Here is an 11683-nt window from a genome sequence, read left to right as displayed (position 1 = left end):
CCGCCCTTCGGCGTACGGCGGAGAGGTCCGCGCCCTGCCTCAGTACGCGCTGTTCACGTTGTCCATCGAGCCGTACTTGTCGGCCGCGTAGTTGCAGGCGGCGGTGATGTTGGCGACCGGGTCGTAGATGTTCCACGAGGTACCGGCCACGTGGTAGGCCTTGAAGGTCGGCGGGATGACCTGGAGCAGGCCCTTCGAGGGTATGCCGTTGATGGCGTTGATGTCCCAGTCGTTGATGGCCTGGGGGTTGCCCGAGGACTCACGCATGATGTTCTTGTACAGCCCGTGGTACGAGCCGGGGATCTTGTGCTTCTTCATGATGTCGAGCGACTCGTGGATCCAGCCGTCGACGTTGTTCGTGTACGTCTTCGCGGCGACGGTCTCGACCTGGATGCGCTGCACGGAGCGGCTCGCGGCCTGCTCCTTCGTGCGCGTGTCCTGGGCGGCCTTCGCGGCGGCGGTCTTCTTGGCGAGCTCGGCGTTCTTCTTGGTGACGGCCGCGTCGGCCGCCTTCTTCGCCGCGATGCTCTGGGCCTTCAGGCTGGCGCCGGCCATCTGGTCGGTGATGCTGGCCTTGACGTCCTTGATGGGCTGCTGACCGAAGGCGACCGGGGCCTGCGAGACGGCGGCGTCGTTCGTGGTGGTCTGGGCGCCGTGGGGCGCCGCGGTGAACGCCAGGGCCGCTGCACCGAGGGTGGCGATACCGGCGATCGAAAGCTTGTGGACCTTGGTCAGCTTCGGACTATGACCAGGAGTGATGATGTTCTTGGGCATAACTGATGGACCTCTTCGAATAGCGCGGATGCCGCTCTCGGTCCGGTGGGGACACTTCGTTTCCGGATCAAACGCTGCGGGTAGGAACCTGCGGCGTTGAGCGACTGGAGCCATTGTTAGCGGCCGCAAAATCGTGTGGCAAAGGTGTGACGTACGACGCCGAGTAGTAGATCCCGGAGGGGCAAAACGGGACATAGTGGCACGTCTGCCCCGCTCATCACGGCACCGTTTATCTCCTATGTCCGTTCGTACGTGATGTGCGCCCTATGTGCGGGCTCACACGGCGCTTAGATCGTTCTCACCCCTAGTTGCTGGAGCAACTCCCAGGGTGAGCGTTCTCCTCCGGGAGGATGAGGTGGGCATCCCCGAACTCGTGCCACAGGTAGGGCCCCCTCACCGCCGTGGCGTAGGCGCACTCGACCGAGGCCCTTCCCGCGACGGCCTCCAGCATCAGCAGAGGGGAGGCCTCCGGCTCGTGCAGCCCGGTCAGCAGCCCGTCGATTACCCGCACGCCCCGCCGCGGGGTCACCACGAGATCCGTCCGCCCCCGGGCGGCGCGGACCACACCGTCGGGGCCCGCCGCCGACTCGACCGCCCGCACCGCCGTCGTACCGACCGCGACGATCCGCCCGCCGCCCGCCCTCGCCGCGTTGATCAGCCGCGCCGACGCCTCCGGCACCTGGTACCACTCCATGGAGGGCGGTTCATGGGTCGGACAGCGACTCCGCCGTCTCCTCCAGAACCCCGGCGGTCCTGGCATCGAGCACCAGATCCCAGCCGCGCCGCGCCAGGGCTGCGCCGCGCCAGGGCCGCGCCGAGCGCCCGCCCCAGCCCCTTCGAAGCCCCCGTGATGACCGCTACCGGCATGACGTCCGTCCCCTCGTCCCGGCCCGCCGCTTCCGCCGGGCGTCGTCAACCCAGGAACCGGACCGCTCCCGCCGCCTCGTACGCGGGTCCCGGCGACCGGGGGCCCTTCGTCCTAGGCCCACCGGCCCAGAGGGGGCCACCGCAGGTCGGATACGCGCTGTCACAGCCCACGGGTACGTTGGGGTCATGAGCCAAGGTCCCCGGTCCGGTCTGTACGCGGTGAGCTCCGCGCTGCTGGCCATGAGCAGGCACCTGGAGGTGCGCGACGTCCTCAAGACGATCGTCGCCTCGGCCCGCGAGCTGCTCGACGCCCAGTACGCGGCGCTCGGCGTCCCCGACGACCACGGCGGCTTCGCCCAGTTCGTGGTCGACGGCGTCAGCGACGCCCAGTGGAAGGCCATCGGCCCGCTCCCGCGCCAGCACGGCATCCTCGCCGCGATGCTGCACGAGGCCCGCCCCGAGCGACTCGACGACGTACGCAGGGACCCCCGCTTCGAGGGCTGGCCCGCCGCCCACCCCGACATGTCCGACTTCCTCGGCCTGCCCGTCCGCGACGGCGACGAGACCATCGCGGCCCTGTTCCTCGCCAACAAGAACGGCACCGGGCCCGACGGCGCCTGCGGCTTCACCGAGGACGACGAGGAACTCCTCACGATCCTCGCCCAGCACGCGGCGATCGCCCTGACCAACGCCCGCCTCTACGAGCGCAGCCGCGAACTCACCATCGCCGAGGAGCGCTCCCGGCTCGCGCACGAACTGCACGATGCCGTCAGCCAGAAGCTGTTCTCCCTGCGCCTGACGGCGCAGGCCGCCGCCGCCCTCGTCGACCGCGACCCCACACGCGCCAAGGGCGAACTGCACCAGGTGGCCGCGCTCGCCGCCGAGGCCACCGAGGAACTGCGCGCCGCCGTCATCGAGTTGCGCCCCGCCGCCCTCGACGAGGACGGTCTCGTGGCCACGCTGCGCACCCAGATCCAGGTGCTCGACCGCGCCCACTCCGCGCGCGTGACCTTCACCGGCAGGGGCGTGCGCGCCCTGCCCGCCGCCCAGGAGGAGGCCATGCTGCGCGTCTCCCAGGAGGCCCTCCACAACGCGCTGCGCCACTCCGGGGCGGCCCGCGTCGACGTCCTCCTGGAGAAACGCGGACCGGGCGCCGTGCTCCGCGTCAGCGACGACGGCGACGGCTTCGACCCGACGGCGATACGCAACGCGGGACGCCACCTCGGCCTGGTCTCCATGCGCGACCGGTCGAGCGGGGTCGGCGGCACGCTGACCGTGGAATCGGCGCCCGGAAAGGGCACCACGATCGAGATGGAGGTCCCTGGTGGCTGAGGCAATCAAGGTGCTGCTCGTCGACGACCACCAGGTGGTCCGCCGGGGCCTGCGCACCTTCCTCGAGGTGCAGGACGACATCGAGGTCGTGGGAGAGGCGTCCGACGGCGCCGAAGGGGTCGACCGCGCCGAGGAGTTGAAGCCCGACGTCGTCCTCATGGACGTCAAGATGCCGGGCATGGACGGCATCGACGCGCTCCGCAGACTCCGTGAACTCGCCAACCCCGCGCGCGTGCTGATCGTCACCAGCTTCACCGAGCAGCGCACGGTGGTCCCGGCCCTGCGCGCCGGCGCCGCGGGCTATGTCTACAAGGACGTGGATCCCGACGCCCTCGCCGGAGCCATCCGCTCCGTGCACGCCGGGCACATTCTGCTGCAGCCCGAGGTGGCGGGCGTCCTGCTGTCCCAGGAGGAGGCCGGCTCGGGCCAGGGAAGGGGAGGTTCGCTCACCGAGCGGGAACGCGAGGTGCTGGGCCTGATCGCCGACGGCCGGTCCAACCGGGAGATCGCCCGCGCGCTCGTCCTCTCCGAGAAGACCGTCAAGACACATGTCTCGAACATCCTGATGAAGCTCGACGTCGCCGACCGGACGCAGGCCGCGCTGTGGGCCGTGCGGCATGGAGCGGCGGGCTGACCGGGCACGACAATACGAAAGGTTCCGCTCCGGGCTGAGATTCATACCGTCGGGTGTATGTCACCCGGATGGCGCATCCTCCTGGGATCACGGCCGTTCTCCAGTGCGTGCCGCGGTGATCTGCCGCGGTGATCGCTAGGGAGGGCTCAGAAGTGAAGAACCTGAAGAAGGCCACGGCTGTCGCGATGGTGGCGGGCGGCCTGGTCGCCGCCGGTGCCGGTATGGCTTCCGCGACGGACGGCTCGTGGGCGGGGGGCCAGGCCGCGGGTTCGCCCGGTGTCGTGTCGGGGAACGTCATCCAGGCGCCGATCCACATCCCCGTGAACGCGGTCGGCAACAGCGTGAACGTGATCGGGGTTCTGAACCCGGCCTTCGGCAACCTCGGCCTCAACCACTGAGGTCCGTGCCGCACTCGTCATGACCACCGGCCCCTCAGGCGCTTCTGAGGGGCCGGTCAGGTGTTGTCGGCCCGCGTGAGCCTCGGCCGGCGCGGTCGTGCAGTCGCCGGGCGTCGTCCCGGGCAACGTGGTACGGGTCCCGGTCCACATCCCCGTCAAGGTCGTGGGCGACAGCGTGAACGTGATCGGCCTCCTGAACCCGGCGTTCGGCAACTGGGGCGCGAACGGCTGACGCACCCCGCCACGCAGGGCCCCGCGGACACCCGCGGGCCCCTGCGCCGTCCGTACCACCCGAGCCGCCCGGCGCACGCGCCGAAGCCGCGGCCCGCGCGGAACAGGGAGCTCGCGCCGACCAGACGGTTCGCACCGAACCGGGCGTACGCCCCGGCCGGTCGGCTCGCGCCGGACAGGCGCCCCCTCCGGACGCGCCACTCCCCTCCGCTCAGCACGTGCCGCGTTCAGCACGTGCCCCGCTCGCGCTCCTCCACGTACGCGTTGTACGCCGCCACCTGCGCCCGCCGGGCCGTCCGCTCCACCGGCCGCAGCGCCTCGGTCCGAGCCGCCATCTCCGAGGCGCTCACCGCCCCGCCGTGCCCGTTCTCGTACGCGACGGAGACCAGCAGACCCACCCGCTGGGCGAGCTCCAGCACCCGCACCGCACGCGGCGGATACCCGGGCGCCAGCACCTCGCGACCCCGCTCGGCCCGCGCCCGGTACGCGTCCATCGCCGCTTCCGCGACCGGCCCCGACCCGGCCACGTCCAGCCGCGACAACACCTCCGTCGCCTCGCGCAGCGCCTCGGCGAGTTCCCGCTCGGCCTCACCGAGGGACGGCACGTCGGCGGGCGGCGCCTCCCGCACCGGGAGGCAGTGCCAGACGACCTCGACATGGACGTCACCGACGGGCCCGGCCTCGGACACCTCCGGCACGAGCCCCAGCGCGGCGCCGTGGCAGACGACCGCCTCCTCGGCGTCGAGGGCGCGCGCGTTGAAGTCCGGCGGCCCGCTGAGCCCGAGCGGGTGTCCCGGCGCGGGCAGCGCGACCCGCAGCCCGGTGACCCCGAGCGCCCGCAGTCGGCCGAGGGCGAGCGTGAGCCCGACGGGCCCCGCCTCGCCCGGCAGCCCCTCGACCCGGTGCACCGCGTCCTCGCCGACGATGGCGAGGACCGCGTCATCCGGAGATACAAAACCGGCCAAAAGGGCATTTCCCCATGAGGCCAAGCGTCCTGAGCGTGGTTCCGAGAGCATGCCTCCACCCTAAGGACCGGCCGATGGACAGGAGCGCCCGACCGGTGGCGTAGGTTTTCCCTGGGGGCTGCGTCCACAGACGTAAGCGACGGCCGAGACTGCAATGGGAGACAACGCGCTCATGAGCGATGTACTGGAGCTGGAGGACGTGTCCGTGGTCCGAGAGGGCCGGGCTCTGGTGGACCAGGTCTCCTGGTCGGTCAAGGAGGGGGAACGCTGGGTCATCCTCGGCCCGAACGGCGCCGGCAAGACGACCCTCCTGAACCTCGCCTCCAGCTACCTCTTCCCCAGCCAGGGCACCGCCACCATCCTCGGCGAGACCCTCGGCAAGGTCGACGTCTTCGAGCTGCGTCCGCGCATCGGCGTGGCCGGCATCGCCATGGCCGAGAAGCTCCCCAAGCGCCAGACCGTCCTGCAGACCGTCCTCACCGCCGCCTACGGCATGACCGCGGGCTGGCACGAGGACTACGAGGACATCGACGAGCAGCGTGCCCGCGCCTTCCTCGACCGCCTGGGCATGAGCGACTACCTCGACCGCAGGTTCGGCACCCTCTCCGAGGGTGAGCGCAAGCGCACCCTGATCGCCCGCGCCCTGATGACGGACCCCGAGCTGCTCCTTCTCGACGAGCCCGCCGCCGGCCTCGACCTCGGCGGCCGCGAGGACCTCGTACGCCGCCTCGGCCGCCTCGCCCGCGACCCGATCGCCCCGTCCATGATCATGGTCACGCACCATGTCGAGGAGATCGCCCCGGGCTTCACCCACGTCCTGATGATCCGCCAGGGCAAGGTGCTCGCGGCGGGCCCACTGGAACTCGAACTCACCTCCCGCAACCTCTCCCGCTGCTTCGGTCTCCCCCTCATCGTCGAGCAGGTCGGCGAGCGTTGGACCGCGCACGGACTCCCGATGGCCTGACCCGCACGGATCGGCCGGCCCGAACCGCCCCGTGGGAAGCATCCGCTCCGCGGGACCCGGTACGAGCCCCTTCTCCGCCCGATCCGCGCCCTGTCGCCGGACGGACCCCGGACCTACCATGACCACGTGAACGACATCAACGCATGGGTGTGGTGGCTGGTCGGCGCGGCCGCGCTGGGCATCCCGCTCGTGGTGACCGCGATGCCGGAGTTCGGCATGCTCGCCGCGGGCGCCGCGGCGGCCGCGGTCACGGCCGGCCTCGGCGGCGGTGTCGTCCTCCAGGTGCTCGTCTTCGCCGCCGTCTCCGTCGCGCTCATCGCGGTGGTACGCCCCATCGCGACCCGGCACCGTTCCCAGCGGCCCCAACTCCTCTCGGGCGTCGAGGCGTTGAAGGGCAGACAAGCCGTAGTCCTGGAGCGGGTCGACGGTTCGGGCGACGGCCGGATCAAGCTCGCGGGAGAGATCTGGTCGGCACGCGCCCTGGACGCCGGACAGGCCTACGAGGTGGGCCAGGAGGTGGACGTCGTGGACATCGAAGGAGCCACGGCGATCGTCATGTGACCTCGAGCGACGCCAACTGAACCGAACGCCCCACGCGGCAGACGACGGTCTGTCAGACTCGTCCAGCAAGATCTTCAACAACCATAAGATCTTTCGGAAACACCGAGGCGGAGAAGGGTACGGGGAGTAATCGATGGCACCCATCATCATCGTCCTGATCATTCTGGTGGTGCTGGTTTTCATCGCCCTGATCAAGACCATCCAGGTCATCCCACAGGCCAGTGCGGCCATCGTCGAACGCTTCGGCCGGTACACGCGGACCCTCAACGCGGGCCTGAACATCGTGGTCCCGTTCATCGACTCGATCCGCAACCGCATCGACCTGCGTGAACAGGTCGTCCCCTTCCCGCCGCAGCCGGTGATCACCCAGGACAACCTGGTCGTCAACATCGACACGGTCATCTACTACCAGGTCACCGACGCCCGCGCCGCGACCTACGAGGTCGCCAGTTACATCCAGGCGATCGAACAGCTCACCGTCACCACGCTGCGCAACATCATCGGCGGCATGGACCTGGAGCGGACCCTCACCTCCCGCGAGGAGATCAACGCGGCCCTGCGCGGTGTCCTCGACGAGGCGACCGGCAAGTGGGGCATCCGCGTCAACCGCGTGGAACTGAAGGCGATCGAGCCGCCCACCTCCATCCAGGACTCGATGGAGAAGCAGATGCGCGCCGACCGCGACAAGCGCGCCGCGATCCTCACCGCCGAGGGCATCCGCCAGTCCCAGATCCTCACCGCCGAGGGTGAGAAGCAGTCCGCGATCCTGCGCGCCGAGGGTGAGGCCAAGGCCGCCGCGCTGCGCGCCGAGGGCGAGGCCCAGGCGATCCGCACGGTCTTCGAGTCCATCCACGCCGGCGACGCGGACCAGAAACTCCTCGCCTACCAGTACCTCCAGATGCTCCCGAAGATCGCCGAGGGCGACGCCAACAAGCTCTGGATCGTGCCCAGCGAGATCGGCGACGCCCTCAAGGGACTGAGCGGCGCCATGGGCAACTTCGGGCCCATGGGCGGCGGTTCGGGCGGCGGCGGCTCTGAGCGTCGCGAGAAGCCGTCCGTCACCGACTGATGACGACGTACGACGAGGGGGCCCGTCTCCGACCGGAGACGGGCCCCCTCGTCGTACGACCTGCCCGACGCGACCAGCTCTAGGCCGCGGGCTGCACCAGCCACTCCGGCAGCGCGTCGAGGTCGTCGCGGTCCAGCGTCAGCAGCATCGCGTCGGCGGGTGTCGGCTCGAACGGCTGCCTGAGCAGCGGCATCCCAGCCTCCTCCGGCGTACGGGCCGCCTTGCGGTGGTTGTCCTCGGCGCAGGACGCGACCGTGTTCAGCCAGGAGTCCTGGCCACCCTGCGCGCGGGGTACCACGTGGTCGACCGTCGTGGCCCGCCTGCCGCAGTACGCGCAGCGGTGGCGGTCACGCACGAGGACTCCGCGCCTCGACCACGGGGCTTGTCTTCGGAAAGGCACCCTGACGTATCTGCACAACCTGATCACCCGCGGCACGGGTATGTCGAGGGCGGCGCCGCGCATACGCAGTTCGGGGTGGGCCTGCTCGACGACGGCCTTGTCCTGGAGCACCAGAACGACGGCTCGGTTCAACGTCACCGTCGACAGTGGCTCAAAGCTCGCGTTCAGAACCAGCGTGTCCCGCATCCTGCCCACCTCCCGTACGCACCGGCCCACCCCCTGGCGGGCTTGGATCAACTCTGGCCGGGCACGCCGAGATGGACAACGCAATAAAAATGCCCGCCTCTGATCACTTCCAAGACCAGAGGCGGGCAAACGTTCAGTGAACGTCCGTCTGCGACGCTTTACGCGGGTGCCGCGTACTCGCCCATGAGATGGGCGCGGGCCAGCGTGTGGAACCGCAGGTTGAATCCGACATAGGCCGGCGACGCGTCCGCGTCCGGGCCGAGCTTCTCCTGATCCACGGCGTACACGGTGAAGAGGTAGCGGTGCGCGGGGTCCCCGGCCGGCGGCGCGGCGCCACCGAAGTCCTTGGTCCCGTAGTCGTTGCGCACCTGGACCGCACCTTTCGGCAGGCCCTCGAACTTGCCACTGCCCGCTCCCGCCGCCAGCTCGGTGACGGAGGCCGGGATGTCGAACACCACCCAGTGCCAGAACCCGCTGCCCGTCGGGGCGTCCGGGTCGAAGCACGTCACGGCGAAGCTCTTGGCCCCGGCGGGGAAGCCCTCCCAGCTCAGCTGCGGCGACGTGTTGCCGGCCGCGTAGACCTGGGCGTCCTTCAATACCGCGCCCGACGCGACGTCCTCACTGGTGACCGTGAAAGCCGGCACGGGCGGATGGAAGTCGTGCGGGAGCGGCGCCCTTTTGAGCTCGGTCACGTCAGTACCTCCTGAACGGCGGAATCTCTCGGTCCGACCCTAGAACCAGCTGCGCTTGCTGCCGACCTCGGACAGCCACTGGTTCAGGTACCCGGCCCAGTCCGTGCCCTGGAAGTCGTGCAGGCCCACCTGGAAGGAGCGGTACGAGTCGCTGCCCTCGCTGAAGAGGCCCGGCTTCTTGTCCATCTCCAGGATGACGTCCATCGCGCGGTCGTCCGCGACGAAGCTCAGCTCCACCTGGTTCAGCCCGCGGTACTGCGACGGCGGGAAGAACTCGATCTCCTGGTAGAACGGCAGCTTCTGCCGGCTGCCCCGGATGTGGCCGCGCTCCATGTCCGCGTTCTTGAAGCGGAAGCCGAGCTGGATGAAGGCGTTCAGGATGGCCTGCTGCGCCGGGAGCGGGTGCACGTTGATGGGGTCGAGGTCCCCGGAGTCCACGGCGCGCGCGATCTCCAGCTCCGTGGTCACACCGATGTGCATACCGCGCAGGCTCTGCCCGTCGATCGTGGTGATCGGGGTCTCCCACGGAATGTCGAGCCCGAAGGGAACGGCGTGCACGGCACCGGCCTGCAGTTCGAAGGCCCCGCCGAGCCGCAGCTTCGCGAACTCGATGTCCTGCTTGTACTCCTGGTCGTCGTGCCCCTCGACCTCGACCTTGGCCTGGAGCCCCACCGACAGCCCCTCGATGGCCTGGTTCACGGATCCGCCCTGGATCCGCACCTCACCCTGCACGACACCGCCCGGAACGACGTTGACCTCGGTCAGCACCGTCTCGACCGAAGCCCCACCGGCTCCCAGGCTCGCAAGCAGTCGCTTGAACCCCATGTCTCAAACCTCCCCAGGCAACGCCTGTGCTCCGTAGTACTGCTTCTGGATTCCTGATCCCTACCAACGCGATCCGACCGCGGCCGGTTCCGCGTTCTCACCCTTGCAAGGGGAACGCTCCTTGACCACCCGTCGGCACCCACACGTACCCACGTGCCCGTGTCGCCGGACTACGCTCGTACGCCATGATCGCGGCCCCTGACCGTACGCCCCTGACGCGTGAGTTCTTCGACCGCCCCGCACCGGAGGTCGCCCCCGGTCTCCTGGGGCGCGTTCTCTCGCGCACCACACCGGACGGTCCGATCGAGCTCCGCCTCACGGAGGCCGAGTCCTACGACGGCCCGGACGGCCCCGGCCCCCACGCGTATCGCGGACGCACGGCCCGCAACGGCGTGATGTCCTGTCCGCACGTCTCCTTCACCCACGGCATGTCAAGGCGGTCGGCATGAACCTCATGGATCTTGCGCACCCCGCTGAGGAGGTCGCCCCCAGGCTGCTCGGTGCCGTCCTCACCCACCACACCCCCGAGGGAACCGTGAGCATCATCATCACGGAGACCGAGGCGTACTCCGGTTCGGCCGACCCCGCCTCCCACGCCTACCGAGGCAGGACACCCCGAAACGCCGTCATGTTCGGATCCGCGGGACACCTGTACGTCTACCGGTCCCACGGACTCCACTGGTGCTCCAACATCGTCACCGGGGCGGACGGCGTCGCTACAGCTGTCCTCATCCGGGCAGGCAGGGTCATCGAAGGGGAAGACCTGGCCCGCGAGCGGCGCGGGAGCAAGGTCGAGAGTCCACGTCTCGCGCGGGGTCCGGGGAACTTCTGCCAGGCGCTCGGCATCACGGCAGAGCACAACGGCACAGACCTGCTGACAGGCGCCCCGGTCGCGCTGTCCGAGGGAGAGCCGGTACCCGCCGCACTCATCCGGGCTGGTCCCCGGGTAGGCGTGAGCAAAGCCCACGACTGGCAGCACCGCTTCTACCTCGCCGGTGATCCAACGGTCTCGGCGTACCGACTGAGCCCGAGAGCCAAGCCGTCCGCAGGAGCCTGAGCCGCTGTGAAACGTCGACTCTCGGCCCCGCATGACAAGGAACTGGCCAAAGGGCCGGTTCGCCTGGCTACGGCGCCGGACGTGGGCCGGTCCCTCGACGGCGCCGGTACCCGCGCCCCGAGGGGGGTCCGCTGACCATGCTGACGGGGGCACCCGTCGGCTCCGACCAGGTAGGCAACGGTCCACGTGCCGGGTGTCCGCCGATGATGGCGTCCACCCGTGGCGCTTCCGGGGCGCCGGCGACCCCTCCGTGAGCCTTTGTCGCGCCCAAACCTCCCGCCGCCGCTCAACTTGACTCGCCTCTGGGGGGTCCGTAATGTAGCCCGAGCCGCTTGACCCGGGTACGGCGTTCAGCCTGCAGCCGGAAGTGGCCAACCCACTACCTACAACCTCCCCTCAGCGGGGGCGGATTCGGCGTGTCCGCATGCCTGAATTCAAACTCGCGATGCTCGATTATGAGTTGCGGAGGGAATCGGCTAGCGTAGTGAATGTCGAAAGGCCGAGAAGCGAAAGAATTCAAAGCCGAAAGACAAACCCGCTGACTGGGAATCAGGCCCGAAAGGATCTGGTAGAGTCGGAACCGCCGGAAAGGGAAACGCGAAAGCGGAAACCTGGAAAGCGCCGAGGAAATCAGATACGGAAACGGTCTGATAGAGTCGGAAACGCAAGACCGAAGGGAAGCGCCCGGAGGAAAGCCCGAGAGGGTGAGTACAAAGGAAGCGTCCGTT

The 11683-nt window shown here is 69.5% G+C and carries 13 protein-coding genes and 3 pseudogenes; 10 read left to right on the top strand and 6 right to left on the bottom strand.

Translation table 11 applies throughout. The features are described 5' to 3' along the window. Nucleotides 1–39 precede the first annotated feature (39 nt). Together ABZV34_RS29770 and ABZV34_RS29765 are read right to left on the bottom strand one after the other, a co-directional pair. The gene (locus ABZV34_RS29770; protein ID WP_356283256.1) at nt 40–774 is read right to left on the bottom strand and encodes a transglycosylase SLT domain-containing protein; all 735 of its coding nucleotides are present in this window, start codon (nt 772–774) and stop codon (nt 40–42) included. 304 nt (nt 775–1078) lie between these two features. Next, entirely contained in the window at nt 1079–1468 is a 390-nt protein-coding gene (locus ABZV34_RS29765) for an S-adenosylmethionine:tRNA ribosyltransferase-isomerase (RefSeq protein ID WP_356283253.1), read from the bottom strand. A 359-nt stretch (nt 1469–1827) separates the two neighbouring features. Here ABZV34_RS29765 and ABZV34_RS29760 point away from each other — a divergent pair, with 359 nt between their 5' ends. From ABZV34_RS29760 to ABZV34_RS29745, 4 genes and pseudogenes are all read left to right on the top strand, one after another. Continuing rightward, complete coding sequence (locus ABZV34_RS29760; protein ID WP_356283250.1) at nt 1828–2973, top strand: GAF domain-containing sensor histidine kinase; 1146 nt, start codon at nt 1828–1830, stop codon at nt 2971–2973. Continuing rightward, nucleotides 2966–3607 (top strand): response regulator transcription factor, encoded by a 642-nt coding sequence (locus ABZV34_RS29755; RefSeq protein ID WP_356283247.1) that lies wholly within the window; start codon nt 2966–2968, stop codon nt 3605–3607. Before ABZV34_RS29760 ends, ABZV34_RS29755 begins: the two co-directional genes overlap by 8 nt. 152 nt (nt 3608–3759) lie before the next feature. Then, entirely contained in the window at nt 3760–4005 is a 246-nt protein-coding gene (locus tag ABZV34_RS29750) for a chaplin (RefSeq protein ID WP_168527425.1), read from the top strand. Nucleotides 4006–4093: 88 nt separating this feature from the next. Continuing rightward, nucleotides 4094–4237: pseudogene (locus ABZV34_RS29745) on the top strand (chaplin); the annotation flags it as partial. 226 nt (nt 4238–4463) lie between these two features. On the opposite strand, the gene ABZV34_RS29740 reads toward ABZV34_RS29745, so the two are convergent. Continuing rightward, the gene (locus tag ABZV34_RS29740) at nt 4464–5252 is read right to left on the bottom strand and encodes a hypothetical protein (protein ID WP_356283244.1); all 789 of its coding nucleotides are present in this window, start codon (nt 5250–5252) and stop codon (nt 4464–4466) included. A gap of 121 nt (nt 5253–5373) precedes the next feature. On the opposite strand from ABZV34_RS29740, the gene ABZV34_RS29735 reads away from it, so the two are divergent. The 3 genes from ABZV34_RS29735 to ABZV34_RS29725 all read left to right on the top strand — a co-directional run bounded on the left by ABZV34_RS29735 (nt 5374) and on the right by ABZV34_RS29725 (nt 7795). Next, on the top strand, nt 5374–6165 hold the full coding sequence (locus ABZV34_RS29735) for an ABC transporter ATP-binding protein (protein WP_153291365.1): 792 nt from the start codon (nt 5374–5376) through the stop codon (nt 6163–6165). 126 nt (nt 6166–6291) lie between these two features. Beyond that, complete coding sequence (locus ABZV34_RS29730) at nt 6292–6726, top strand: NfeD family protein (RefSeq protein ID WP_356283240.1); 435 nt, start codon at nt 6292–6294, stop codon at nt 6724–6726. 133 nt (nt 6727–6859) lie between these two features. Beyond that, nucleotides 6860–7795, top strand: coding sequence for an SPFH domain-containing protein (locus ABZV34_RS29725; protein ID WP_356283237.1), 936 nt, complete (start codon nt 6860–6862; stop codon nt 7793–7795). A gap of 79 nt (nt 7796–7874) precedes the next feature. On the opposite strand, the gene ABZV34_RS29720 is transcribed toward ABZV34_RS29725, so the two are convergent. From ABZV34_RS29720 to ABZV34_RS29710, 3 genes are all read right to left on the bottom strand, one after another. Continuing rightward, the gene (locus ABZV34_RS29720) at nt 7875–8381 is read right to left on the bottom strand and encodes an HNH endonuclease (protein ID WP_356283234.1); all 507 of its coding nucleotides are present in this window, start codon (nt 8379–8381) and stop codon (nt 7875–7877) included. Nucleotides 8382–8539: 158 nt separating this feature from the next. Then, on the bottom strand, nt 8540–9073 hold the full coding sequence (locus ABZV34_RS29715) for a YbhB/YbcL family Raf kinase inhibitor-like protein (RefSeq protein ID WP_356283231.1): 534 nt from the start codon (nt 9071–9073) through the stop codon (nt 8540–8542). A gap of 39 nt (nt 9074–9112) precedes the next feature. Then, on the bottom strand, nt 9113–9898 hold the full coding sequence (locus ABZV34_RS29710; RefSeq protein ID WP_356283228.1) for a sporulation protein: 786 nt from the start codon (nt 9896–9898) through the stop codon (nt 9113–9115). Nucleotides 9899–10083: 185 nt separating this feature from the next. Between ABZV34_RS29710 and ABZV34_RS29705 the strand changes: the two are divergent. The 3 genes and pseudogenes from ABZV34_RS29705 to ABZV34_RS29695 form a co-directional block, all read left to right on the top strand. Next, nucleotides 10084–10329: pseudogene (locus tag ABZV34_RS29705) on the top strand (DNA-3-methyladenine glycosylase); the annotation flags it as partial. 14 nt (nt 10330–10343) lie between these two features. Further along, nucleotides 10344–10955: a DNA-3-methyladenine glycosylase gene (locus ABZV34_RS29700; RefSeq protein WP_356283226.1), complete on the top strand. Its 612-nt coding sequence runs from the start codon at nt 10344–10346 to the stop codon at nt 10953–10955. A 9-nt stretch (nt 10956–10964) separates the two neighbouring features. Further along, nucleotides 10965–11250: pseudogene (locus tag ABZV34_RS29695) on the top strand (DNA-3-methyladenine glycosylase); the annotation flags it as partial. Nucleotides 11251–11683 lie beyond the last annotated feature (433 nt).

It is taken from the genome of Streptomyces sp. NPDC005195 (assembly GCF_040608315.1).
Taxonomy (GTDB): Bacteria; Actinomycetota; Actinomycetes; order Streptomycetales; family Streptomycetaceae; genus Streptomyces; species Streptomyces kaempferi.
This window is presented reverse-complemented; position numbering and strand designations above follow the sequence as displayed.

Coding starts and splice junctions, on each gene's coding strand:
- ABZV34_RS29770 (WP_356283256.1), bottom strand. CDS start 774: ATGCCCAAGAACATCATCACTCCTGGTCATAGTCCGAAGCTGACCAAG.
- ABZV34_RS29765 (WP_356283253.1), bottom strand. CDS start 1,468: ATGGAGTGGTACCAGGTGCCGGAGGCGTCGGCGCGGCTGATCAACGCG.
- ABZV34_RS29760 (WP_356283250.1), top strand. CDS start 1,828: ATGAGCCAAGGTCCCCGGTCCGGTCTGTACGCGGTGAGCTCCGCGCTG.
- ABZV34_RS29740 (WP_356283244.1), bottom strand. CDS start 5,252: ATGCTCTCGGAACCACGCTCAGGACGCTTGGCCTCATGGGGAAATGCC.
- ABZV34_RS29735 (WP_153291365.1), top strand. CDS start 5,374: ATGAGCGATGTACTGGAGCTGGAGGACGTGTCCGTGGTCCGAGAGGGC.
- ABZV34_RS29725 (WP_356283237.1), top strand. CDS start 6,860: ATGGCACCCATCATCATCGTCCTGATCATTCTGGTGGTGCTGGTTTTC.
- ABZV34_RS29720 (WP_356283234.1), bottom strand. CDS start 8,381: ATGCGGGACACGCTGGTTCTGAACGCGAGCTTTGAGCCACTGTCGACG.
- ABZV34_RS29710 (WP_356283228.1), bottom strand. CDS start 9,898: ATGGGGTTCAAGCGACTGCTTGCGAGCCTGGGAGCCGGTGGGGCTTCG.
- ABZV34_RS29700 (WP_356283226.1), top strand. CDS start 10,344: ATGAACCTCATGGATCTTGCGCACCCCGCTGAGGAGGTCGCCCCCAGG.